This window comes from Syntrophaceticus schinkii (assembly GCF_000946815.1).
In the GTDB taxonomy this organism is placed as follows: domain Bacteria; phylum Bacillota; class DSM-12270; order Thermacetogeniales; family Thermacetogeniaceae; genus Syntrophaceticus; species Syntrophaceticus schinkii.
The window spans coordinates 1-23,775 of sequence record NZ_CDRZ01000019.1 but is presented as its reverse complement, the minus strand read 5'-3'; the positions used below and the strand labels follow the sequence as shown (position 1 = coordinate 23,775).

Here is a 23,775-nt window from a genome sequence, read left to right as displayed (position 1 = left end):
GTCTGTGGTGATAACGAATATAACCTTGCCCGGCCTTTCATCCTCACTTGTTCTTGATAACCTGTGGCCCACATCCAGAATTGTTTTACCCACAGCATCCAAGAGGGCGGTACATCCCCGTACATAATATTCCTTCTCAGTCAGCTTTATTTCATTTGCCTTAACGCCATTCCATAATATTTCGTACCTGTCATCAAAAAGGACTGCTGTGACGATTGTTTCTCCTTCCAATTGGCTCTGCTTCTCTATGAAAGCATTAAAACCGCCGATGGTATCGCTTTCCAGCCCTCCCATTGAACCACTCCTGTCAAGCAGAAAAATAATCTCTGTTAAATTCATGTTCATACATATCATCCTTTCAGTTTTTTGTTCATGTTATAATATTAGCCAAGTCAATCCATAATTTGGTCGCCTGTCAAGCGACATTTGGGAGATCAGATCAGGGGGACGGTTCTCCTGATCTTTTTTAAGGGAGGATATGGATATGCTTGACGAAAAGCTGTTAAAGGAACTACAGGAGTATGTCGAAAAACACCTAGAGCGACTGGATTATGTCCTTTATGAACCTGCAAGATATGATTCTATGGATATGCCGGATATTGAATTAGATATTGGACATGATTATATAGGTTTACCGGATTCCGAATTAGAAAACTTTATCAAAGATAAACGCAAGCCAACATTTCATCAGGTATTATTCAGCTTCATCGATAAGAAAGGTGCCAGCGATTCAGATGTTTATAAAAGGGCCGGAGTAGACCGCAGGCACTTCTCTAAAATAAGGTCCAATCCCGATTACCGCCCCGGGAAGAATACAGTGATAGCGCTGGCCCTTGCCCTGGAACTGAATAAAAAAGAAACCGACAGGCTTTTAAGTGCCGCTGGTTACTCCTTATCTGAAAGCAACACATTCGATTTGATAATCCTGTTCTTTTTGGACAAAGAAATATATGATCTGTACAGTGTTAACCAGGCGTTGGACTATTTCAGCCAAAAGCCGTTAGCCGGAGTGTTAGAGTGACCGAGCTCAAACCATACCGGGATGCTAAAAACCGCAGTGATGAGGGTACTCTTTGCACTTAAAGCTCTTGATTTGAGAATGGAGATTAAAGCTGCAAAATAATTAACAACACCGGCCTCAGATGGCAAATCAAAGTAAACGGAGACTTTACTACGCACCTTGTTATGGACTGTTTGGTAGGAGAAAGAAAAACATTCCAGGAAAAAGTTAGGCCGGTTTGTTCCTTACATAAATTCGTTTCTGATTTTTTCTGCAATCCATAAACGGATCAAAGTCTGATACGGCAGCCCCTTTTTAGCAGCGATTTTTTTTACGGCCTCGATCTGGCTAGGTTCCAAACGCAATGTGACCGATTTTTTAAGTTCCCTTTTACTTATAATCTCATCCCTCAATTCCGGCGAAAGTTCTATTTCTACAGGTTCAAAATCATCAATAAACTCTGTGCTGTCATGTTCATCCCAAAAACGGGCTTCTTCTTCCTCGGTTCTAAACTCAGGCACCTTTTTGGTCATATTTACCATACCCCCTTTTCCCGTAGATAATAACGTCTTTCCGAACGGCTCATGTCTCGTGCTGTGATTACACGGGCAACACCGTCGGGTTTTAATATGACTACTATTAATAGATATCGTCCTGCATCTGTTACACCGTATACTAGCAACCGTCTATCCCTGCCCTTGCGAAACAAAGCATCAATAAACGCTTCTTCCGCCTCATCAGGCGTAACATTACAGTCAAACGTCACAGTAACCCCTCCCCCATAAAGGAAGCCCCTATAACAAATAACGATAATTCCTATGTCAGATTATACCATTATCGTGCCCGAGGTACCAGGGTGGCTGTATTCAGACCACCTCACATAAAGCCATCAACATTTTGCATAAATGGAAGGGAGATCTATGCCTTGTGTCAAATTAATAAAAATAATGGTAGAGTGGTCCGTTTTCTAATGAGTATATTTTTGTTTATTGGCTTACCTTTGGTTTAGCACTTTAAAACAGTGCCGGGATTAGAATTATCTGAGGATAGAGATGTATAGATTCCTTGCATGGCTATTAAACCCTACCCTAATAATGCTTCTATGTTTTCGGGGGTGACATCATGACAATTGACTTTGTGGCAATAGACTTTGAGACTGCGAATGAGAAACGAGCAAGCGCATGCGCCGTAGCACTGGTGTTTTTTGAAGATGGCCGATTCTCAAAAGAGTACGAATGGTTCATCCGCCCTCCTCGTCATTTAGATTATTTTAATCCATTTAATACTCAAATTCACGGCATCACCAGTAGTGATGTCGTTGACAAACCCAGATTTCATGAGATTTGGCCCGCAATACATGAACTTCTCAATAATAAGCTCGTTGCTGCCCATAATGCGAGTTTTGATATCAGCGTTTTGCGGCAGCTATTAGATGGTTATAGATTGTCATATCCAGATGTAGAATTTATCTGCACTTATAATGTTGCAAGAAGGACGTGGGATAAACAGGTAAGCTATTCGTTAAAAAACATCGGAAACCACCTGGGATACATATTTAACCATCATAATGCCTCAGATGATGCCAGAATTTGCGGCAATATTTTAGTTGAGGCCTGCACACACCATAATTGTCTTTCAATCAATGAATTGGTCCAAAAAATCGATATGCAGGTGGGGGTTCTCAACGAAGATATTTATTGTCCATGCTCCGTTTCCAACCCATATCGAAGCATTCGAAAGGGAAAGTATGATGCCCTTAACATCAGTGAACTTGCGCTGTTAGATGTCGAAACTGTACTAAGATAAAATCTTAATAGCGTCTAATCAAGACCACGGAGGTCTTCTTGCCCTGGATGGAGCAAGGGGGATCCTTCGTGTTTTTTTATTTTAGAAAGGGGGGATTGAAAAGGCGAAGCGATTTTTTTATGCTGTTAATGTGTTCAGCATATATGATGCCATCTAAATCTTTGAATTAGAGTATCGTTACTATGAAGGAGGGAGAAAATTTGCGTTTCAAAAAAGCCATTTTCTTGTTATTGGTAGTGCTGCTCTCTTGCGGGCTTTTACTGGGTTGCGATTCAGAAAAAGAGGTGCAGTCGGAAAAGGACAAGGTTCCTCAGGAACTGGTTATTGGTATTGGCAGGGATTTTTATGAGGGCCCAGAAACCGCCAACTTCTTACATGGCAGTACAGGGGTTTGGGAAGGGCTTACCTACCCGGGTGATGACCTGGAACCGGTAATGCAGCTGGCAACAAAACTTACCCCTGATGACACCAATAAGGTCTGGATGGTTACTCTGCGTGATGGTGTCAAGTTTCACGATGATTCTCCTCTCAATGCCGATGCAGTGGTCAAAAGTGTCATGCGTTTAAAGAACACCCCCAAGCTGGATGGCTATGGCACCTTTCTTACTCTGGATAAGGTTGAAGCAGTGGATGATAAAACTGTCAAGTTTACCTTCAACCGCCCGGAGCCAGCTTTTCCAGCCAAGGTGGCGTACCATGGCTGTCCCATTTTCAGCCCGAAGAGTTTCAATGAAGAGGGGAAAGTAACCCATCCCTATGGCACAGGTCCATTTAAATTCGAGGACTACAAAAAGGGTGAAGAGCTGGTTATTACCCGCAATGATAACTACTGGGGCAAAAAGGCCAAGTTGGAGAAAGTGACATTCAAAACTGTGTCCGATCCCTCAACACGTCTAGCTGCATTGACGACCGGTGAAATACAGGCCATTGTGGATGTGGGTGGTGTTCTGCCGGAGCAGGCATCCACCATTAAAGAGGACAAAAACCTGGTCTTGCTTACAAAGCCGGTGACAACATCACACTATATAATTTTTAACAACAAAAAGGGACCCTTCAAAGATAAGAATCTCCGCAAGGCGGTTAGTTTATCCCTGGACCGCGCGCAGTTGGTGGATAAAGTGCTGAGCGGTTACGGTGAGCCTGCGGATACAATTTACACTCCACAGGCTGAGAAGTGGGCAGAAAAGGGGCTATGGAAAACAGACAAAGCTAAAGCCAAGGAACTGGCAGCCAAAGTAGACAAACCGCAAAAGGTGAATTTTGTCATCAACGCTGCTTTAGCTAATAGATGGCCATATAAATCAATTGCCGAAATATTACAGTCTGAGCTGAAAGCTCTTAATCTTGATGTAGAGTTGAAGTCGATGGAGATGGCTGCTTGGAAAGATGCATTGGAGAAGGGTGAGTTTGATATGACTCTCTCCCCGTATACACTGATGACGGGAGACCCGGATTTCTTCTTTGGTCGCTGGATTCACTCTGAGGGGCAGATGAATGTGGCAAGGGGTCTTGGTTATACTAATCCTGAGGCAGACCGCCTGGTAGCTGAGGCTGCTACCGGAAAAGATATGGCATCAAGACAGAAGCTCTACAGTGAACTGCAGAAGCTGGTGGCTGAGGATGTGCCGATTGCACCTGTTTATAATGATGTTTGTATCTATGCTACCAGAAATAATGTTAAAGATTTGAAGATTGATCCCTTATTCAAGCCCAGTCTGGAAAAAGTATATATCACCAAGTAAAGAACGGCTGGCCTAGAAAATAATCGACCCGCTATCCTCTCCTGGTTATACGAATTTCCCTATGATGAGATGTACTATCTCTACAACTACATGATGGAAGAAATGAAAAAAACCAAGTGAGGTCGATAAAGTGTATAGAGGGGTAACCGCCGGCTGGGAAAATGACTGGCGGTTATCTTTGTATCAGGTGGTAACTGATACCTTTGCGTATACTTTCATTGCAGACTAATTAGCCGATATCACCAAAATGGGTATAAAACTTGACCTCCATTCCGAATCCACCAATGACGGCACACCCACTTGTTAACCGTTGGTTCCCAATAAAAGAAGAACTCCTTTTCATTGCAAATTGATTCAAAGACAGGTACCAAAAATTAAATTATCTGCGTAAGGGGAAACTGCCAGGCGGTAAAGGAATCTTTCCTGCATATATAGGATCAAAATCGCGTTATAATCGATATCGTTGGCTTGAGCGACATTTTTTTAACCTGGCTAAGATAGAGGCAGGTTTGTTTCGTATTTTTTTCATGAAAGTACCTCAAGATACATCTTGATTTGTCGGGTGACCCTACAGATATCTGCGTATTTCAGCAACAATTCAAGGTTACGGTTATGATAGTTGAGATAGTTTAGCATCATTTCTTTAATAATGTCCTGACCAATTTGTTTGCGGTACCGCATACAATCACAGATGGTTTTTTCCCTGTTTATAAATTTTTACCCGATTGTTTTCCTATTTGAATTATTTCAATACCTGCATTGTAAATCCTTGGTAGGAAGTAATATAGTTTCACCGGAGGGTAGTCCGGTGGTATTACCCTGTCTTTTTTGCTAATGGCAACAGATATTTCCCATGGTTTTGCCGTTGTTAGGTTATGATAAGCCAGAGCATACTGCAGACAGATAACGCCCTTGGGTATAGCCAGAGATACATCAACCATGCTGGAGGCGCCAGCCCTCTCCATTCCTACCCAACGGTATAGACCCCATTTGATACGTTCTATTTTTCTATCCTCAAGCAATTCGTTAAGGTAGATATTGTGAATACCGGCCCCTGTTATATCGCGGGTATAAGCGTAGCCATCGTTTTGTTCGAAAATATTATAGATTTTTTTATAGATTATTTTATTCATTGTAGTAATCGCCTCACATAATATGATTAAGAGTACGGCCGTTGTTATTAATTATAACACATATTATCTTAAATATAGTATTTAAGGCGAATGTAATAACGGTTTTAAGGGGTGATAAGGGCTACGGCCAGGACATATATATAGCCGCCATTATTATCACCACAGTCATTGTTGGGCAAAATCTCGCTATATAATGCTATCTGTTCTTGCAGTTCAAAATCCATCTTTTCTCCGCTCCTTCGTTTCTAGATGTTGGTGAGGTTTCCAGCATCCATTTTCTTCGAAGCGGAGCCGTCAATCCATAGACAGCTTATGTGGGGTTTTTTTATCCTGGTGCCAGTGCCATCGATTTTTGCTGTCTGTAAAGCCAGTTAAACAACCCATCATCTCCAAACTTCACTTTTATCTGGTCCCATATCTTAAAAAGCCAGCCCCACTCAGTGCAGGGTTCATTTTTCCTGCCGGCAGTTGGAGGTGGGGCAGAATATGCAGGATCTGTTTTAATAGGTAATCATTGAAGATTAAACAATTCATTGTTATTCGACAAAAGTTGGGTGGTAACCGGTACCTTTGCACTGATAATCCCGTGGATTAGCTCAACGTGGGAGCTATCCTCATAATTTTTACAAACATCATCTTTAACTCTGGAATGTCTTGTTGAACTGTTTTCCATAATACGTTCAAGTCTACACCAAAGTAATCGTGCACAAGCACATCACGCATACCAGCAATCTCTCTCCAGGGAATATCTTTATACTTATCTGTAATTGAACTCGGGATTTTTTTTGCTGCCTCCCCAATAATCTCAATAGCCTTTCTCGTTGCATAAATAGTTTTTAGATCACGAATAAATTCGTTTTTAGTCATACCATTGATAAATGTTTGGGAAGTCAACACTTTCGATAGCATAAATAGAGTCTAAAATGTCCTTTAAATAATCTTCATAATGTCGCTTGCTCATATATAGATCACTTCTTCCAGAATACGCTCCCCGATTTTTGGTTTTAATGCCGTTTTCATAACTAAATCCACATCTTTACCTAATATCTCGCCTAATTGATATTTTAAAGCTACGAATTTGAGAAGACCTACCGGTTCATTAAATCCAACCAAAATATCAACATCACTATTCTTATCCTGATCACCACGAACGAAAGAGCCAAATACCCCCAAAGTATTGACCCCATATTGCTCTTGGAGAAGCGGCTTATTTTCCCTAAGACTGGTTAAAAACATCTCCAACTCACTCAAAAAAAAGCACCTCCAAACTAATGTAGCTAAGATGTCCCACCCTTTAGGCTAAACTCTTCTTTCCATTATATCAAGAATAGGATAATATTAACAGCATAGTAAAGCATATTCCAAGGATAATTTCTTGGCAGAAGTCTATATGACCGATGAGCGTTTTGATACCCTTGCTTCTCTTCTGGAACACAAGCAAAATATTATTTTGCAGGGTGCTCCGGGTGTTGGCAAGACATTTGGTATTCAGCGGCAAAAATGTGGTTTTTACAGGAACATTGATCAGCATGACAAGGCAGCACGCTGCACAAATGGTCGTGAACAACGGTGGCTCTGTATCAAGCAATGTTACAAAACGAACAGATTGCTTGGTGATGGGAGTACAAGATTTTTCAAGGTTTGTTGACGGCAAGCAGAGCCGCAAAACAAAACGCGCCAAAGAACTCATTGAGCAGGGCTACCTGTTGGAAATCATTGATGAAAGCCAATTTTTAAGGATGTTATCACTGGAGGAAGAGGATGGACAAAACTATAATATTACCGAATTATTATCGATATTTCAAAAAGGGCCGGAATAGACCGCAGGCATTTTTCTAAAATAAGATCCAACCCCGATTACCGCCCCGGGAAAAATACAGTGATAGCACTGGCCTTGGCCCTTGAGCTGAATAAAAAAGAAACCGACAAACTCTTAAGTGCTGCAGGTTACTCCTTATCTGAAAGCAACACATTTGATTTGGTAATCATGTTCTTTCTGGAGAAAAAAATATATGATATATACAGTGTCAATCAGGCTTTGGACTATTTCAGCCAAAAGCCGTTAGCCGGAGTCTTAGAATAACAGTTCAGATCAACATCAAGGTGGGGCTTGAAGCTCTACTGAGTATGGCCGCCTATGTGGGCACTGTCCATCTAGGACTACTGCTATTACGTTGTTTCTATCTCACCAACCACCCGTAATCTTGCCTGCAATCCACGATGTAGTCAACGTATACTGTCTGATCCTTGACTTGGTATAAAATGAGATACCACTTCTCAACGAACATCTTATGGTATTTGTTTGGCGGAATAAACCCGGACTCCAAGAAGGGGAAACGCTCCGGCATTTGGTACAAAGAGCGGATGGCGTTCATCAGGTTGTTTTTCACCTTGCGAGCGGCGACAGGGCTTTTCTGTGCCAGAAAACAGACATGGCCCGCCAGCATCTGACGGGCACGGTCGGAAACAATCACCTTATACTGAGGATTTTTTCCCATGCTCCACCTCGTCAATGATGCTTTCCAGTTGGCTGTCCAGTTCATCTGGCGTCATTCCGGTACGACCTGCCAGACGGTCTTCCTCAACAGCCAACAGTTCTTCCCGCAACTTCAGCATTTTTTCACGGCGGGTAAAAGACTCTATATCCATCACTACGAGATCACCCTCGCCGTTTTTGGTAAGATACACCGGCTCACCTGTAGACCTGCATAAATCCGCTATCTCATTGTAGTTCTGCCGGATGCTTGCGGACGGTTTAATCTGCATGGTATCAACTCCTCGTAGTAAAATTCTAACCATATTATATTTCTTTCATGCTATGATATCAACCGGTAATTTCGGTAATGATTTTAATGCTTTTTTTGAAAAGAGAAAAGAAGCATTGTATCGCAAGATTCTTAAGGCTAGGGATAAAGAAGATATTATGACCCTTATTATAGCGAAGTCAGTGATTAACTTTGGACGGATAGGGTAGGTGAAGTTACTTAATAGGTAATCATTGAAGATTAAACAATTCGTTGATATTCGACAAATGTCGGGTGGTAACCGGTACCTTTGCGAGGGGAGATGCTTTTACTCCCCGAGCTTGCTGGTTAAGCTGATCGAGGGAGTAGCATTAGTGACTGGTGCTCTGCTCAAAGCTCTGAAGAATTTGTGATAGTGGAAACATTTCGAGAAGCTCATTAACCCGTTAAAAGGGTTGTAAAGCAGAAATCAAAATAAAATAAAAAACACCCTATTATTTATTTACATAATAGGGTGCATTAACAGCAAAATTTTTAGTCAAGTTTAAAAATAGCCTGTCCGAATCCTAATACGTTGGGTTCAAAGATTAATTCCAACCCTGTTGCATCGCTAGGAACCTCAAATGCTATTTCTCCTCTCATTTTTCTCCCTGGCCCTAATTCTCCGTCAAGACTCGTTTTAGAACTGTCAGTAATTGTTATGTTATAGTTGTATCCTTCACTGTCTGCCATCTTAAACATCAACATTGAACTGATAGCTTCTGATTCATCGCTTAAATTTTCTATTGTGCAGTCAGCTATTTTATATATGTGCCCAGATTCGGGTTTTAAGAATTCGCTGCCCTGCGAATCTCTTATAGAATTCACTGTGATTACGAGCTTGCCCATTTCTACTCTTTCTCCAATTTTGAATGTCTCTTGTTGTTTTGTGTCAGTCGGATCTGTTGTTGCTTTTTTCGGTTCTGTTGTTTCACCGCAGCCGAACAAAACAGCTGTAAACAAAAAACAAAGAACTAACAGCAAAATGCTTTTTTGGCGTTGCATGTTTAGTGTCACCTCCTCTCTTCTTGCTTATCTCAATATTTATGGATGCAGAATCGAATACCCGACACATTTTCCTGATTCTGAATCTTATTGATTTCCTCTTAATTCTTGTCATTAGCTTATTTCTTGTAGTTTTCTAACTGTGATACCCCAGTGGAGGGGATACCCGCCTCGTAAGCGGCAATACCCCCTCCAGGATATTTCCCGTCCGGTTGTAATATCTACCTGGACGCTAGGGAGAGGGGGCCGGAGGGTCATTGGTAATTGGTGCTTTTGGTTTGCGCCCGCCAAAGAAATTCATTACAGCAAGTATAAGACATAGGACAGCCCAAACTTTCATATCTGGGAAATCGTTCATTGCCTCAATCCCAGCAAAAAGTGCTGCTATGATGCAAATAACTACAGATACCTTGGGAAGTTGAAACGAAAATGCACCGCCAATTAATAGCAAAATACCGACTAACATGCCTACTGCGCCAGTTGTGGAATCCGGAGCGACAAAACTTCCTAAGCCTGCTACGGCACAGCTTTGAAACAAGACTGCAAAGCCGAGCACTAAAGAAATAATACCTGATGCGATTCTCAAGTGATCACCTCCTATTAGTAAAAGATTAACTAGAAACTAAGAAATTCTGCGTTATGTGAGTATGAGAGGGCGAGAATAATGCTGAGTTGGAGACCTTTTCTTAATGTGCGTTAGTGGATTTCAGCCAGCATAACAAGGATGAAATGGTTGCAAAGTAGAGGGTTGGCAAGCTCGGCAATACCCTCACCGCGTAGCCAACAACTCCGTGGATAAAAAATATAGAGCATCCATGAGAAATGATAGCAAACTGCTATGACAGCATAGTGTCACATTCAAGCCGGCAAGCAATTAATTTTGTCATTTTTTTAACAGGGGTAGGGAAGGAGGGGGTATTGCAGGAAAATGCTGTATCATATTGAAGACATGACTACTTTGTATTACAATATAGCTGACAGCTACTGTGTAAAACATAGTAGGGAGGGATAAGGATGAAAACCCCGCAGTTGTTAAAGGATTATTGGAAGGATGTATTTTGAAGCTGATCGGTGATGGAGAAACCTATGGATATGAAATTGTTGAAACACTGAAGAAATACGGGTTTCAGGAGATAAGTGAAGGGACTGTTTATCCGCTGCTGATCAGGCTCAAAAAGAACAAACTGCTGTACAGTAAAGACAAGGCATCTCCCTATGGACCTAAACGAAAATACTACTCCCTAACAGAGAAAGGTGAAAAAGAACTGGAAAACTTTTATCAGACATGGCTGGAGTTGCGTAATGTGATCGACGTGGTTTTCAAGGATTACAAAGGAGGGGCGACCAGATGAGTAAGGTAGAAAAGATGGTCAAGAAAAATTATGAGTTGAGCAAAAAACTTACCCCCGAAAATGATGCAGTCTACACAGATATAGTCTGCTATCTGAGGACCAGTGCATTGGATGAACTGGAAGCAGTAGGCAAATTATTATTTTCTTTCGTCACTCCATTTCTAATATTTTTGATAATAATCAAAACAATTTTAAAAGAAGAGAACAAAGCCAACTCCTTTTTACAAATTTTTAAGGTATCAATAATATTTTTCCCAGTTCTTGTTGGCTTCGTGGGCCATTGTTTAGCCAAACGATCAAAATTGCATGTTCGGACACAAGTGGCATCTACTCTTTACCCTTGTTACTTAAATTTCCTAAAAAAACAATTAAAAACTGAGGTTGCATAAATAAAGTGATATGTGAAAAGCACTGTGTACTATCAATAGAAGCTGACAATTAATAATTGCCACCTTAAATTGTAAAAGACATTCTTTCAGAACATCAGTTATTATATGGCTAAATCTTGCCGACCTGCCCAGCTACTCTTGCTGATCCCACCTATTGTCAATCACTGGTCCATCTACTTGATTAACATAGCTGTCCAGCACCACACGGTAGGCCTCTAAAATATCGTCATCCTTCCCTGTGTCCAGCCACCATCCCGGCAGTACAGGGGACGCTATAGCGGTCCAGATTCAAAAAATCAAGGGTGGATCACTAATTGGATCTATTTTAAGTTGACAATCGCATTCGACAAAAGTCGGGTGGTAAAGGGTACCTTAATAAAAATTTAGGAGGTAAGAAAAACATGAAAACCTTTTAATCACTGGATCACTGCTCCGTTGCCTCGGTAGCCGGTAGTGCCAACTAGGGAAAATGTTACTTAAGCCATTGCACAACATACTTATAAAAAGTTGAAACACACTGGTGCCGAGGGAGCGGTATAGAGGGAGTTAATCCCTATGTTTGCTGCCAAGGCGAATTGGCTTTCCGCTGCCCCCGATATCATCTCTACCTCGGCACCGCGCAAGTTACAAAATATTGCAAAAATAGCAGGGAAATCTACGCCCGGTGTCAAAATTAATAAGAATGACATCAAGATGTTTATAGCAGTCTGTTCGATAGAATAATAGGATTTCCGTTTTTCGCACAACAATTCACTAAATTCTGCAGCTTACCTACCGATTACCTTTCGTAATAAACCCAAGAATTAGAGAGATTACCTTTATGGTTTTTAGCTCGAAAGTCAAGTGTTGATCAGGGATAGTCTGGTTTGAGATCTATCCCTTAGGGGAATGTAATTATTTGCGTGGGGTGTAGTCAAAATGGAGTGGTTCGGGAAGTATTTTAAGAAAAGTGAGGGGTTGTTTTTATGGAATGGTTATTAGTGTTAATAATATGTGTTATTATTTTTAATAAATTTGTAAAGAAAGACAAGGGAGTGTCAGATAAGGCAGTCACAAAGGTTATCCCGTTTAAGGAAGTTCCAAAGGTTAAGGATAAGAAGCTTCCATATAAGGTTAGCGATAGTTTATTAACTGATGCAGAGAAGTCCTTTTATCATGCGCTGAAGCTCTATGTCGGTGATAGAGCGGTCATATGTCCTAAAGTAGGATTAAAAGATATTTTCTTTATCAGCAAAGAAGTCGGGAGAGATTATATGAAATATTTCGGGAAAATATCCCAAAAGCATGTAGACTTTATTTTGTGTGATCCAAGTACGATGAGCCCATTATGTGGAATAGAGCTCGATGACAGCAGCCATATGAATAGGAAAAGGCAAGAGCGGGATTTGTTTGTGGAGAAGGTATATAGAGACGCAAACTTTAAACTCATACGGATTCCGACAAAGTTTGGGTATACATCTACAGAAATAGAAACAGCTGTAGCGGGAGTTTTCAACAGGCCAGAAGATATACCTAAAACTCAAAGTAATAATGACACTATTTTGTGTCCCAAATGCGGTATACCCATGGTGTTACGCAAAGCAGCCAGGGGAAAGAATGCAGGCAATGAATTTTACGGCTGCCTTAATTATCCTAAATGTAAGGAAATTATCAATAAAGAAGCACCAAAACCGATCTTATGTGATATCCATACAAATGCAGAAAAACCGGAGGAAATCAACATGTGGGGGTGATAATTTGATACAAGCCGTACTTGAAGGTACAGAGGATATTCTTACTTCAACAGTTTTTGGCACTCTAAAATATCTAAGGCCAGATATGATCTTGATTGTAACCGTGTCTTGTGTAAAATTTATAATTATTAATACAGGGAGGTTACAAAAAGAAATATGAATTTTCAGGACAAAATTTTCGAAACATACCAGAAGATGCTTGGGGAGAATAAATTTCTACAAGAAGATGAGCTCAATGAGAGTTACGCGCTGTTTAAAAGCAATTTTGGACTGGAAAAATTAATGAGTCTTGATGGTGAACTGCTGCTGGAAACCATGTTTAACCACGGCAATAGGGAGAGCCTAGTTTACTGGTTGGAATTTAAAAACGATGATGAGTTCCAGACAGGGCGCTTTGGTGGAATCGGTGGTGGTAGTGCTTTAAAATTTGGTATTTATATGGTAAGATCGAAAAGAAGATAGAATAAATGGATAACTGGAAGAAGTGCCAAAGATATGCGGCAGATAGAACTCCCAGAAGCTATCAGTATTGCTCGTGAGAAAAGGGCACTGCTTGTTAGAGGTGCAGAAATTATTGCTGCTGTAGATAATAACTGGATGCCAAATACAGGGACCTTTGGGAGAGGAATCTGCCGAGGGAAATGCTCTATCAGTTGTCGATTTACGCCGTAAGTGGAATTGGCAACAACACCGCAAAAATACTTTACCCTTCCATGTCCTCGGAGGCAAAACTGCAGAAAATAGATATTAAGAATCCGGCAACTGGAAGCAAATATGCAGAGGTAATGCTTCAACCTGTTTCACTGCCGCTGGTAGCTGAACTGCTCAATCTGTCCAGTAAAGTAAAAATAAAAGAATATGTAAAGCAGATTGTTTTTGGAAGCTGAGGACTGCGCTTCGGGTGAATATGACACAATGCTGTCACAGCAGTTTGCTATCATTTCTGATGGACTCAATCTTCCTGATTGGACTGTTAAAATAAATTGTACCGGCTATTACTGCCGTAATTAATACCAAAGCTACAGTTGAATAGAGTGGGTATGCCTTTTTATTATGACCAATTTTAACTGTTAGTTTTTCCATAAAAGGTTTTATATGCTCCTAATCTATTGACTTGGTTTTTTCTGATATACTCTTTTTACTATATTAGATCGATCTGTTGTTTTTTCCCTAACATGTTTGGCTATTTCAATATCCTTTATCAATCTAGTTGTAATTCACAGCAAGAGATAGCCCTAAAGTAACATCAGCCTATCGAAGTTTTATCGCACAGAAACGGAAAAGGTTACAAACAATGTGATACAAAGGTTTTTGCCTGGAAGGTTATTGGAAACTAATGTCGAATTTAGTAACAGAGGCAATTTGTTATAAAGTGTCTAACCTATAGGGGTTTTTACACCACAATAATCAAGCGGGTACCAACAGCATATTAGATTGTTAATTATATGGGGGGTTATCAATTCTTAAATTACTTGGAAGACGAGGAAAATATCCATACCGAAACACTTGATGAAATTCTTGAAACTCATCTTATTGAGAGGTGAAAAAATGGCTGACTAACCATCAGTGGAACAGAGCCATAACGGACTATTTTCTCCAGGGGTTACCAGTTGGAAGCTCTGTTTACCTAAGCCTTGATTATGCTGCGTTACAAGATATTTCCCAAAGATTAACTATTATTAAAGAAGGGCAAAGACCATGGGCGGATGACTTCCTTTTAGCTGTAAGGAGTTACTGTATACGAAATGGTACAGTGAACATAAATCTATTAAAAGGGACTGATCAAAAAGGCCTTCCACGTTGTGTAGGTTTTCTTGGAGCAATGGTTCTGGCAGCGTATTTAATGATGGATGAGGAAACTGAAGACGGTTTGGTCTCAGAAAGTAATTATTTTACACGCTTTCAGTCGATTATTGGTCTAAACGGAAACGGGCGGCCTGCTAGCCTTAACCCTCCAGGTAAAGAAGTGCAGCTTTGGAAATTATGGAACCAGTATTTATTGAAAGAAGCTTACCTACCAACTGCAAAACCCGGTGACAATGTACCTCGTAGGTATATTAATTATCCTTTATCCCAGGCTTTATTACGCATGGCTGATAGAGAAAGGATGGAGAGAGTTTTACGCCGGGAAGAACGAAATGGTCGATTGAGTAAAGTTTTGGACATCGAAAGAATCAGTATATGGCTTCAAAGTAATGCTCAACATTTTGGTTCTAGACATATACGAGAGTTGTTGCACAATAAGGACCGCCAGAGATATCAGGCATTTTGCGAGGCTGTATATGAATTATACACTACTATTGATTGGACTCAGAATCTAATGGAAAATGTCAGCGTTTTGGATGTCTCTCATCAGCGACGTCTAACAGCAGGTTTATATCGGGTTGAGGATCCTTTTGAAAGTAAAATTGAATACCTCATTTATCCACAGGAACCCCGAAGATACGATGTTTCAGATTTGAAAATATACTATCAAGGGGAACAACACAGTTTAACTCAAGAGCGAAAAGGATGGTATTTTCCATTGTGGGCAATGGATCCAACTGGGGGATATAGATTTGAAGTATTAGGAGATACCCTCATCAAAGAACTGATCATCCCTGAGAAAGGTTTCTGGATATTAAGAAGGGACCCTGAAAACCAGGAGTCGGGGGTTTTTGCCAGTTGGGGATATCCTGAACTGGGTGAGACATTTTTATTGCTATGCCATAAAGATTATGAAGAACAGGTTGAATTGTTAGGCCAGGAGAACCTGCTTAAATGGGACCATAGTATTTATCTCACAGGCAAACTTAGTGATTGGATTGAGTATCGGGAGTGCATGGTCGTCTCCCAAAATTGGGAAAACATTGTTGCTGTTAAAAATGATTTATTTGAAGCTTTACGCCCTAGCTTTCAAGCAACTATATCTTTAACAAACGGATTGCGTTTGCCTCCCAAACTACGGTGGTTTACAGGCTATGAACCAGAAATCACTGTTATAGCATTCAATCATAATGTAGATCTGTTGGTGACCGAACTTGGAAATGATGAAAATATTATTTTTAGAGAATCAGTTGTAACCAACCAACCGAATACCTTGCCGAGTTTACCACCTGGAAACTACTTGGCTCGTGTTTTTGAGGAACATCGAGAAATCGCCACGAAAACATTCCAAATCGTTGGTTGGGGTGACATACAACACCAAAAGGTTGCCCCCGGTTTTGGTACACAATTGGGTAAGTATACAGTGGTGGGTGCCAGTATACTGGAAAAACCATAAAGGAGAATGGCAATGAGTGTCAGGAGATATGTAGCTGTTCGAACTGTTGGAAATCCAGAACAAATCTTAAATAAGATAAAGAATGCTATTCTAAGACTGGAACTAGCCAATACAATACCAGTAATAAAAATCGAAAAGAATGCCTCACGTGAATTTTATGTCTTTCTAGCAGTAGACGGGTATAATAGCGATGTTTTACCCGAGATGACTAACCGTGTTTTCTCAATTGCTGGAATAAAAGGAGAAAAGCTATGGCCATTATCAATTAAATGAAATCAAAAAAATGACATCATCCATGAATCTGGATGTTCATAGTTTCAGTTCCTTAAAGTATAGATCCTTATGGTCCATTGAAAACTATTATATGGATACAGAAGAAACATTCGAACCCTATGAAAGCGGTGACTGCGAACAAGAGGCACGTTACGACCGATTGATGTACTGGTTATCTGCTGCTGGGGGAGGGAACTGGAATAGTTTTGTTAATGCGTGTTTAGCTCTTGGTATCATTGATAGTTCTAAAAAAGCCCGGAATGTGTTTCGAAGATTAAAGTTACTAGGACATGTGGAGTGTTCAGAAGATGGTACCCGGTGGCATGTTTGTCCATTGTGTTTGGTCCTCTCTGCAAATCAGAAGTATTATTATCTCTGTGGTCAACGCACTCCAGCAATAATAGATTCTATATCCAACCTTTGTACAGTCCAGTATGACAGCCAGCCATTATATGAGGGCCCTGTATGCATAAAAATTGACTCGGAACAAGTAGAGGAACTTCAAAAATTTCAAAAGAAAGAAGATTTTATTTTCACAGGACAAGCTGCATTACAGCTGGCAAAAATCATCCCTGATATGGATGGATGGAGAATGAGTCTTTCATTTTTAGATCGGCTTAATTTGTATAACTATACGGTTGAAAGATGGTTCGAAGATGGTTATACAAGTTATGAAGGTGCTTTACAAAACGACGACCAATACAAGACTCCGAGAGGATTATATCGGTTAACACAAAACAAAGGAAAATACCGGCACTGTATGAACCTATATTTTGACGAATCACAGCAGCGTTGGCTTAAGGGAGATTGGTATGGGTTGCATTTTTTAGACCTCTATGAGAATGCCGAACCCATACATGTAGGTTATACCCCTGAAAAACAGTGTGTTATAATACCGAAACTACAACACTGGCCCTATATCTACGAGAAAACCTTGGTCTTAGCCTCAGGTCGCCTTCCTGCTTTCACAGGTAAAAGAACTAGTCTTTTATATCACAGCATTCCCAAAATTCTTATTGATGATTTAGTTTATAAAATCGATGCTTTTTTGGTTGGAGAGCAAAGATGTATGATTTCTTAGGTACTTATAAACGTCTTAACCATATCTATCGTATGTATATAGAATCTGCGTTTCCTCTTCGTTATGATATCCTTAACCAAGAAAGACGTATACTCTTAGAGGAGTCAGGGGTTCTATCTCAGCTACCTCTTCTGGAAACCCTTCCCGTCTATCCCTCATCCGGACTGAGCCTTAAAGAGGTTTCTGAACGATTACCTTCTGAATATAGGGACCTGGCTTATATAGCAAATGATTTAATACCGGATGGAATGCAACTATACCAACATCAGTGGCAGGCGCTTCAAGAAGTGTTAGTCAATGGGCGGGATATCGTGGTTACCACAGGAACCGGATCTGGAAAAACCGAGTGTTTTTTACTACCAATATTAGCCGAATTAGCAAAGGAATCACTTGATTGGCCATTATGTCCTCCCGCTCCGCAGAATCACAAGTGGTGGCACCAGGATATTAATACTCAAGGGAATCGCGTAAGTCAGTTTGCACATTCTGGCCGTTGGCAGAATAATCTTCATGCTGTACGAGCAATGATATTATACCCTTTAAACGCCCTGGTTGAGGACCAACTTCGCCGTTTGAGGAATACACTTGATTCTCCAAGCAGCCACCAGTGGTTAGATATGCAACGGAATGGTAACCGGGTGTTATTTGGTCGCTATACCGGCCTCACTCCCGTCTCCGGATGGCCTACTAATCGCAACGCCGTTAAGCGTTTAGCTGATCACCTGCAGGAGTTAGAAGCCGAGTGTTCTAAGGTTGCTGAACTCAAGGAATCTGCACGTTACTATTTTCCTGATATCGACGGGGGTGAAATGTGGTCACGCTGGGATATGCAAGAAACACCACCTGACATTCTCATAACCAACTACAGTATGCTAAATATAATGTTAATGAGGCAAATAGAGGAGCCGATTTTTGACCAAACCAGAGACTGGTTGGCTCAAGATAAAAATAATAAGTTTTTCTTGGTTATTGATGAATTGCATTCTTATCGGGGAACGCCTGGTACGGAAGTGGCTTATATATTACGGCTATTGCTTAATCGTTTGGGGCTGGATATCGACTCCGAGCAGCTGGTGATATTAGCAACATCGGCTAGTATCGACGACTCCACAGAGTCTAAAAAGTTTTTAAAAGAGTTTTTTGGGCGGGATCGTTTTAAAGTAATATCCAGTGAGGAAGTCTTACCTGATGCAGATTCATTGAATAGAGTGAGGGCTCGGGCTGATAACTGGGCGACATTTCTGCATAAGGTCAATCCAAAAGGCTTAGAACAGATGTTTCCACCCGATCCAAACGATTTGGAAATTCAGGAGGCTATGAGGAAATTAGCATCAGATTTGGGAAGTAAATGTTTGCCAGATGAATCAGCGCAAGTTACTCTCGGTAAAGCTCTGGTTAGTATTGGTGTGCCAGATGCTTTGCGCCAGAGCTGTATTATGGTGAATAATAGTGTTCGTCCAACTAAAATCACTGACATCGATGCGGTTTTATTTCCAGACCAACATCGTAATGAATTTGTTACCGATGTGTTGATGGGCATTCTATGGGCAACTGCCATGTCCAAAATTTCAGAACATGGACCTTCTCCACAGCCTATCCGTGGCCATTTATTCTTTCATAACATGCAAAACATTTGGGCTTGCAGCAACCCTAAGTGTACAGATAAATGTTGCCAGAGTAACAATCGAAAACAACTCTTAGGAACGGATCGTGAGGTTCCCATAGGTACCCTACATGCTAATCACCGTTTATCGTGCACCTGTGGTGGAAGGGTATTGGATCTTATTGTATGCGAGGTCTGTGGAGAAGTATTCCTGGGTGGCTACCGGGTATCAAAGAAAATTGGGGCGACACATTTTGAGGTTTTAACTTGTGATCAACCCGATCTAGAAAAAATGCCTGACCAAACATCTATTATTAAGACCTATCAAAAATATGCCCTGTTCTGGCCATTGGGTACGCAGAGTTGTACAAAAATCAAACCAGAAGATGAAGAGTATCAAGTTAATTATGTCAAAAGGCGATGGAAACCAGCCCGGTTTAACGTTTTTTCCGGTGCTTTACGGCAAGACTGCTCACCACCGGGTGCTAATGAAATCTCAGGTTGGCTCTACGTTATTGCAGGAGATAATCCTGATGAACCTGCTATGCCAATTAAGTGCCCGCGCTGTGGTTCAGATTACCGTTCTAAACTTGTGAGTTCGCCCTTGCGTAATCATAGAACTGGCTTTCAAAAGGCTTGTCAGGTGCTAGCAGGAGCATTGTTTCGAGAGATGAGTCCAATACATCTGTCCCCGAAATTGGTTATTTTCTCCGACAGCCGCCAAGATGCTGCCAAACTTGCGGCCGGAATGGAACAGGACCATTTTCGTGATATGATCAGGTTGGCCTTACTCCAGGCCTTGAACTCTTATTGGCACGAATTTGCCGCCTTTTTCAGAATTATAGTTGGTTTTTATCCGCAATTAGCAACTAAAATAGCAGAAATCAATCCAAAGTTGTACGATGCAGTTATGCAACCATCAAAAAGAGAGGATGATATGAGGTTACGAGCAAGGTTCCAGAATGAACATCCTCTTTTAGTCGCAGAAATAATGAACTGGTCTCTTGATGCACCACCAGTCAATCAAGAAGAATATAACGAACTAATAAAAATGTTGAAAATTTATCCTGGTAGGGTTCGCCTATCTGAGTTAAAGGTGGTTGTGAAGGAAATAATGCTAAGGCTTGGGATGAACCCGGGGGGGTGTGAGTATCGTGTTAATACTTATCATGTTCCTCAAGGTGCAAACCGTGAACTTCATTATTGGCATGAATGCTACAATTGGTTAGATACTGGGCCTCAACAAAAGCAAGGGTTGGGGACAGAGGCAAAGCGATTATTGGGTTTTATAGATGCTTGTCTTACTGAAGAAATAATGCATGTTATCTTTCCCCATGTAGCACGTACATTTGAAAGTATGGGTATAGGTTGGGTATCATATGAAGAAATACCGGGTACCGACAGGACCATAGTTCAGGCGACCAATGCAGTCATCCGCCTACTGGGTGAGAGAAAAACCCACCGTTACAATAGAGGGTTTAAGGCAGGAAATGAGTTTAAACTGCCCCGATACGCTGCTAATTATCTATCAATTGCTGGAGTCCCAGAAGATAAGGTCATAGAAGAAATGAAACACTCACAAGTTGGCGTGGGGGGGCTGTCAGCAGTGGGACTTGACCCAAATTATCTATATATGATCAGTACCTCATTTGATGGAAAGGAATTAGATCAATCAGGTTGGAGTTGTCCATCCTGTAATGCCTTCTATTTGCATCCTGCAGCAGGATATTGCCCAGAGTGTGCATCAATTAAGCAAAAACATTTGTTAAAACCCAGCAAACCAACTTCCCAGTTGGATTACTACCTTTACTTATCATCCCTATCTGGTCCAGCTTTCCGAATGCGCTGTGAAGAACTTACAGGTCAAACTGACTATATAGACAGAATGAGGAGACAGCGATGGTTCCAAGATGTCTTTGTAGGTAGTGAAATACCAATTGTTAACCAAGTTGATCTGCTTAGTGTTACCACTACGATGGAAGCAGGTGTTGATATCGGTTCACTGCTTGCGGTTATGATGGCAAATATGCCTCCGCGTCGTTTTAATTACCAGCAGCGTGTTGGACGCGCTGGGCGGCGAGGAAGTGGAGTTGCCTTAGCTCTAACCTTTTGCCGAGGTCGCAGTCATGATGATTATTATTATCAGCGTCCAGAGATGGTGACCGGTGACCCACCCCCCTTGCCATATGTAGATATGAGTAATTGAATGTTTTAAAACGCGTCCTAGTTAAGGAAGTATTACGCATGGCGTTTAGGGATATAAATAAAAACACTACTAATGGACAACGAGATAGTGTTCACGGCGAGTTCGGACTTTGCGAAGATTGGCATTCTGTTCGTGAGCAGGTGCAAGTCTGGTTAAATGATCAAGATAATGAATCTGTGATTAGGAAATTACTTGATGGAATCACTGTAGGAACAAAATGGAACAAGTCATCTCAAATAGATGAGACACTTTTAGATAATCTGCTGAGCTTCCTACGCGGTCAATTGGTTTACTGTATAGATAAGGTCGTAAGCAGTTCATATCTTACACAGGAGTTTTTAAGTGAAAGACTTGCTAATGCAGGTTGCTTACCAATGTTCGGGTTTCCCACCCGGGTTCGCAACATGTATACAAGATGGCCGCGGTCAGGTAATCCCTGGCCACCGAGTAGTGGTGTGATTGAAAGGGATTTAGAGGTAGCTATCAGCCAGTTTGCCCCCGGTTCAGAAATTGTCAAAGATAAAGCTGTACATACTGCATGTGGTGTTGTGGAATTAGCTCCACAAGGGAGCCGTGTTGTGTCAAAACCCGGTTTTGTGCCTGACCTTAACCATGGCAATCCAAGTCCTATGGGAATATGCGAACATTGTCAAGCTGTTGTATATTTGCCAGGTACTAATAATCCGGCCCCGGGTGGAGTTGTCCCGGATATTCAGGATTGTCCGATATGTCAAAACCATGCAATGAGGTGCTTAGATGCTCGTGAACCAAGAGGATTTATCAGCACCTTATCACCGAAAGATTTTGAAGGCAGTTTTGATTGGAGCCCTAGGTCCAGTAGGCCATTTTTAGGGATTAAAGATATAAATGCACAACAAAAACAGGTTAATAATGTGTGTATATCCTCCTTCGCTGATGAAATAATTTCGATAAACGACAATGGCGGGAAAGGCGGTTTTGATTTACAAAAGGCCAAGGTTTTTGATAACAATTATTCGGGGGTTTATGCGGAAGATAATGATGGCCAAAATGTAACTGTTGGTGGCCCATCATTCCGTATCGCACTTTTAGCTAAAAGACATACTGATATATTATTGGTAGATATAGATAATTGGCCGCAGGGCGTATTTGCCAATCCAACAACAGTTGAAGGAAGATCGGCTTGGTATTCATTTGCCTTTACCTTAAGGATGGCGTCCGCAGCATTATTAGATGTTGATGCATCTGAACTTGATGCCGGTTTCCGGGTAACGAATAAGCACGGCATTCCTTCTGGTTCGGCTTTTCTATGTGATAAACTAGAAAATGGAGCCGGCTATTCCAGTTGGTTAGGACAAGAGGAAAACTTTAAAAATCTGCTCATACAAGTGACAGATGATAACTCTATTAGTATTTTCTCGCGTTGGATGGATATAAAACATTCCAATGCATGTGATACTTCATGCAACCTATGCCTGCGTGACTTTTACAACTCGATGTACCATGGGCTACTTGACTGGCGCCTGGGTATGGATATGATACGACTTGCCTGTGACCAGAATGCTAAGGTTGACCTTACGTCGAATTGGGGACACCGAGAAAACCCGTGGCAAAATGTTGTAGGATGTACAACATCTCGCATCACCAAAACCATGGAAAACCTAGGTTACAAGACTCACATTAATGTAGGAGGGCTTAATGTTTACATTCATAAACGCCCACAGATACTTATAGAAAGACACCCTCTATGGACAGATGAACATCCTGTTTATCAAAAAATTGTAATGTTAATAAAAGAGAAATATCCTAAACACATGATAATACCCATGAATCCATTTGTTGCTATCCGTAGGCCAGCTGATTATGTATAACGTTTGATATTCGACAAATGTCGGGTAGTAACCGGTACCTTTGCTCGGTCGGAGATGCTTTTCTCCCCGAGCTTACTAGGATAAGTAATTAGGGCTTGCTGAACAACAATAAAGTCCAAGAACTACAAGGGATTCACGACCTTTTTATCGAATAATATCCAAGGGAAAAGCAAGAAAAACCCCAAAAACCTTGCACATGGAGGAAGAAAATGTACCGACGTCCCACAGGTCAGATGGTTCTTGAAGGCTTTATACTTCCCTTTGAAGGCAAACTCAGTGCCAATAACCGTTGGGTCAAATTGGCTGAAATAATACCTTGGTCAACGATTGAAAAGAATTACGCCGACCTGTTCCCGTCCAATGCCGGAACAGTGGCCAAACCCTTGCGTATGGCCCTGGGTGCGCTAATCATCAAAGAGAAATGCGGATTTACAGACCGGGAAACCGTGGAACAGATCACCGAAAATCCATATCTCCAATACTTCATCGGGCTGGAAAAGTACCAAACTAGAACCCCCCTTTGACCCATCGCTAATGGTTCACTTCCGCAAGCGCTT

At 41.2% G+C, this 23,775-nt stretch carries 26 protein-coding genes and 1 pseudogene; 17 read left to right on the top strand and 10 right to left on the bottom strand.

What is annotated here, in order from left to right; all coding sequences use genetic code 11:
* A partial coding sequence (locus tag SSCH_RS01705) for a vWA domain-containing protein (RefSeq protein ID WP_044663956.1) occupies positions 1-345 on the bottom strand: 345 nt, incomplete at its 3' end.
* A gap of 139 nt (positions 346-484) precedes the next feature.
* On the opposite strand from SSCH_RS01705, the gene SSCH_RS01700 reads away from it, so the two are divergent.
* On the top strand, positions 485-1,021 hold the full coding sequence (locus tag SSCH_RS01700; protein ID WP_044663955.1) for a hypothetical protein: 537 nt from the start codon (positions 485-487) through the stop codon (positions 1,019-1,021).
* A gap of 224 nt (positions 1,022-1,245) precedes the next feature.
* Here the strand turns inward: SSCH_RS01700 and SSCH_RS01695 are convergent, their stop codons facing one another.
* Positions 1,246-1,533 (bottom strand): CopG family antitoxin, encoded by a 288-nt coding sequence (locus SSCH_RS01695; RefSeq protein WP_044663954.1) that lies wholly within the window; start codon positions 1,531-1,533, stop codon positions 1,246-1,248.
* Positions 1,534-1,535: 2 nt separating this feature from the next.
* Positions 1,536-1,766, bottom strand: a complete 231-nt coding sequence (locus SSCH_RS01690; RefSeq protein ID WP_198142084.1) for a BrnT family toxin — start codon at positions 1,764-1,766, stop codon at positions 1,536-1,538.
* Between the two features lie 356 nt (positions 1,767-2,122).
* Between SSCH_RS01690 and SSCH_RS01685 the strand changes: the two genes are divergently transcribed.
* Both SSCH_RS01685 and SSCH_RS01680 read left to right on the top strand, forming a co-directional pair.
* On the top strand, positions 2,123-2,806 hold the full coding sequence (locus tag SSCH_RS01685; RefSeq protein ID WP_052835190.1) for a 3'-5' exonuclease: 684 nt from the start codon (positions 2,123-2,125) through the stop codon (positions 2,804-2,806).
* Between the two features lie 200 nt (positions 2,807-3,006).
* Entirely contained in the window at positions 3,007-4,548 is a 1,542-nt protein-coding gene (locus SSCH_RS01680) for an ABC transporter substrate-binding protein (protein WP_198142083.1), read from the top strand.
* A gap of 707 nt (positions 4,549-5,255) precedes the next feature.
* Here SSCH_RS01680 and SSCH_RS01675 read toward each other — a convergent pair.
* From SSCH_RS01675 to SSCH_RS01665, 3 genes are all read right to left on the bottom strand, one after another.
* Positions 5,256-5,681 (bottom strand): type IV toxin-antitoxin system AbiEi family antitoxin domain-containing protein, encoded by a 426-nt coding sequence (locus tag SSCH_RS01675; RefSeq protein ID WP_052835189.1) that lies wholly within the window; start codon positions 5,679-5,681, stop codon positions 5,256-5,258.
* A gap of 591 nt (positions 5,682-6,272) precedes the next feature.
* Entirely contained in the window at positions 6,273-6,548 is a 276-nt protein-coding gene (locus tag SSCH_RS01670) for a HepT-like ribonuclease domain-containing protein (protein WP_232294148.1), read from the bottom strand.
* Between the two features lie 90 nt (positions 6,549-6,638).
* Positions 6,639-6,932: a nucleotidyltransferase family protein gene (locus tag SSCH_RS01665; protein ID WP_198142081.1), complete on the bottom strand. Its 294-nt coding sequence runs from the start codon at positions 6,930-6,932 to the stop codon at positions 6,639-6,641.
* 218 nt (positions 6,933-7,150) lie between these two features.
* Here SSCH_RS01665 and SSCH_RS01660 point away from each other — a divergent pair, with 218 nt between their 5' ends.
* On the top strand, positions 7,151-7,501 hold the full coding sequence (locus tag SSCH_RS01660; protein WP_198142080.1) for a BRCT domain-containing protein: 351 nt from the start codon (positions 7,151-7,153) through the stop codon (positions 7,499-7,501).
* Positions 7,502-7,575: 74 nt separating this feature from the next.
* A complete protein-coding gene (locus SSCH_RS01655) occupies positions 7,576-7,764 on the top strand; it encodes a hypothetical protein (RefSeq protein WP_232294147.1) in 189 nt (62 codons plus the stop codon).
* Positions 7,765-7,861: 97 nt separating this feature from the next.
* Here SSCH_RS01655 and SSCH_RS01650 read toward each other — a convergent pair whose 3' ends face one another.
* From SSCH_RS01650 to SSCH_RS01630, 4 genes are all read right to left on the bottom strand, one after another.
* Complete coding sequence (locus tag SSCH_RS01650) at positions 7,862-8,179, bottom strand: type II toxin-antitoxin system RelE/ParE family toxin (protein ID WP_044663950.1); 318 nt, start codon at positions 8,177-8,179, stop codon at positions 7,862-7,864.
* Positions 8,157-8,447, bottom strand: a complete 291-nt coding sequence (locus SSCH_RS01645) for a type II toxin-antitoxin system Phd/YefM family antitoxin (RefSeq protein ID WP_044663949.1) — start codon at positions 8,445-8,447, stop codon at positions 8,157-8,159. Before SSCH_RS01645 ends, SSCH_RS01650 begins: the two co-directional genes overlap by 23 nt.
* A 512-nt stretch (positions 8,448-8,959) precedes the next feature.
* Positions 8,960-9,469 (bottom strand): DUF4352 domain-containing protein, encoded by a 510-nt coding sequence (locus SSCH_RS01635; protein ID WP_052835188.1) that lies wholly within the window; start codon positions 9,467-9,469, stop codon positions 8,960-8,962.
* A 232-nt stretch (positions 9,470-9,701) separates the two neighbouring features.
* Complete coding sequence (locus SSCH_RS01630) at positions 9,702-10,055, bottom strand: hypothetical protein (RefSeq protein ID WP_044663947.1); 354 nt, start codon at positions 10,053-10,055, stop codon at positions 9,702-9,704.
* A 457-nt stretch (positions 10,056-10,512) separates the two neighbouring features.
* Between SSCH_RS01630 and SSCH_RS01625 the strand changes: the two genes are divergently transcribed.
* The 12 genes and pseudogenes from SSCH_RS01625 to SSCH_RS01580 form a co-directional block, all read left to right on the top strand.
* Complete coding sequence (locus SSCH_RS01625) at positions 10,513-10,821, top strand: PadR family transcriptional regulator (protein ID WP_232294146.1); 309 nt, start codon at positions 10,513-10,515, stop codon at positions 10,819-10,821.
* Positions 10,818-11,210: a hypothetical protein gene (locus SSCH_RS01620; protein ID WP_044663945.1), complete on the top strand. Its 393-nt coding sequence runs from the start codon at positions 10,818-10,820 to the stop codon at positions 11,208-11,210. Before SSCH_RS01625 ends, SSCH_RS01620 begins: the two co-directional genes overlap by 4 nt.
* Positions 11,211-11,765: 555 nt before the next feature.
* On the top strand, positions 11,766-11,933 hold the full coding sequence (locus tag SSCH_RS17975) for a hypothetical protein (RefSeq protein ID WP_156972028.1): 168 nt from the start codon (positions 11,766-11,768) through the stop codon (positions 11,931-11,933).
* 242 nt (positions 11,934-12,175) lie between these two features.
* Positions 12,176-12,943, top strand: coding sequence for a DUF2726 domain-containing protein (locus tag SSCH_RS01615; protein ID WP_052835187.1), 768 nt, complete (start codon positions 12,176-12,178; stop codon positions 12,941-12,943).
* A 156-nt stretch (positions 12,944-13,099) separates the two neighbouring features.
* Positions 13,100-13,405, top strand: coding sequence for a hypothetical protein (locus SSCH_RS01610; RefSeq protein WP_044663944.1), 306 nt, complete (start codon positions 13,100-13,102; stop codon positions 13,403-13,405).
* Between the two features lie 191 nt (positions 13,406-13,596).
* A complete protein-coding gene (locus SSCH_RS01605; RefSeq protein WP_198142078.1) occupies positions 13,597-13,830 on the top strand; it encodes a hypothetical protein in 234 nt (77 codons plus the stop codon).
* 653 nt (positions 13,831-14,483) lie between these two features.
* Positions 14,484-16,205, top strand: a complete 1,722-nt coding sequence (locus tag SSCH_RS01600; protein ID WP_044663942.1) for a hypothetical protein — start codon at positions 14,484-14,486, stop codon at positions 16,203-16,205.
* A gap of 12 nt (positions 16,206-16,217) precedes the next feature.
* A complete protein-coding gene (locus SSCH_RS01595) occupies positions 16,218-16,478 on the top strand; it encodes a hypothetical protein (RefSeq protein ID WP_044663941.1) in 261 nt (86 codons plus the stop codon).
* Between the two features lie 91 nt (positions 16,479-16,569).
* Positions 16,570-17,559, top strand: coding sequence for a hypothetical protein (locus SSCH_RS01590; RefSeq protein WP_156972024.1), 990 nt, complete (start codon positions 16,570-16,572; stop codon positions 17,557-17,559).
* A complete protein-coding gene (locus SSCH_RS01585; protein ID WP_052835186.1) occupies positions 17,544-21,368 on the top strand; it encodes a DEAD/DEAH box helicase in 3,825 nt (1,274 codons plus the stop codon). Before SSCH_RS01590 ends, SSCH_RS01585 begins: the two co-directional genes overlap by 16 nt.
* A 38-nt stretch (positions 21,369-21,406) precedes the next feature.
* Complete coding sequence (locus tag SSCH_RS18675) at positions 21,407-23,218, top strand: hypothetical protein (protein WP_052835185.1); 1,812 nt, start codon at positions 21,407-21,409, stop codon at positions 23,216-23,218.
* Between the two features lie 209 nt (positions 23,219-23,427).
* Positions 23,428-23,775, top strand: a pseudogene (locus SSCH_RS01580) (transposase); the annotation flags it as partial.

Coding starts and splice junctions, on each gene's coding strand:
- SSCH_RS01695 (WP_044663954.1), bottom strand. CDS start 1,533: ATGACCAAAAAGGTGCCTGAGTTTAGAACCGAGGAAGAAGAAGCCCGT.
- SSCH_RS01645 (WP_044663949.1), bottom strand. CDS start 8,447: ATGCAGATTAAACCGTCCGCAAGCATCCGGCAGAACTACAATGAGATA.
- SSCH_RS01685 (WP_052835190.1), top strand. CDS start 2,123: ATGACAATTGACTTTGTGGCAATAGACTTTGAGACTGCGAATGAGAAA.
- SSCH_RS01585 (WP_052835186.1), top strand. CDS start 17,544: ATGTATGATTTCTTAGGTACTTATAAACGTCTTAACCATATCTATCGT.
- SSCH_RS01700 (WP_044663955.1), top strand. CDS start 485: ATGCTTGACGAAAAGCTGTTAAAGGAACTACAGGAGTATGTCGAAAAA.
- SSCH_RS17975 (WP_156972028.1), top strand. CDS start 11,766: ATGTTTGCTGCCAAGGCGAATTGGCTTTCCGCTGCCCCCGATATCATC.
- SSCH_RS01650 (WP_044663950.1), bottom strand. CDS start 8,179: ATGGGAAAAAATCCTCAGTATAAGGTGATTGTTTCCGACCGTGCCCGT.
- SSCH_RS01595 (WP_044663941.1), top strand. CDS start 16,218: ATGAGTGTCAGGAGATATGTAGCTGTTCGAACTGTTGGAAATCCAGAA.
- SSCH_RS01635 (WP_052835188.1), bottom strand. CDS start 9,469: ATGCAACGCCAAAAAAGCATTTTGCTGTTAGTTCTTTGTTTTTTGTTT.
- SSCH_RS01675 (WP_052835189.1), bottom strand. CDS start 5,681: ATGAATAAAATAATCTATAAAAAAATCTATAATATTTTCGAACAAAAC.
- SSCH_RS01590 (WP_156972024.1), top strand. CDS start 16,570: ATGGATACAGAAGAAACATTCGAACCCTATGAAAGCGGTGACTGCGAA.
- SSCH_RS01620 (WP_044663945.1), top strand. CDS start 10,818: ATGAGTAAGGTAGAAAAGATGGTCAAGAAAAATTATGAGTTGAGCAAA.
- SSCH_RS01615 (WP_052835187.1), top strand. CDS start 12,176: ATGGAATGGTTATTAGTGTTAATAATATGTGTTATTATTTTTAATAAA.
- SSCH_RS18675 (WP_052835185.1), top strand. CDS start 21,407: ATGGCGTTTAGGGATATAAATAAAAACACTACTAATGGACAACGAGAT.
- SSCH_RS01610 (WP_044663944.1), top strand. CDS start 13,100: ATGAATTTTCAGGACAAAATTTTCGAAACATACCAGAAGATGCTTGGG.
- SSCH_RS01670 (WP_232294148.1), bottom strand. CDS start 6,548: ATGACTAAAAACGAATTTATTCGTGATCTAAAAACTATTTATGCAACG.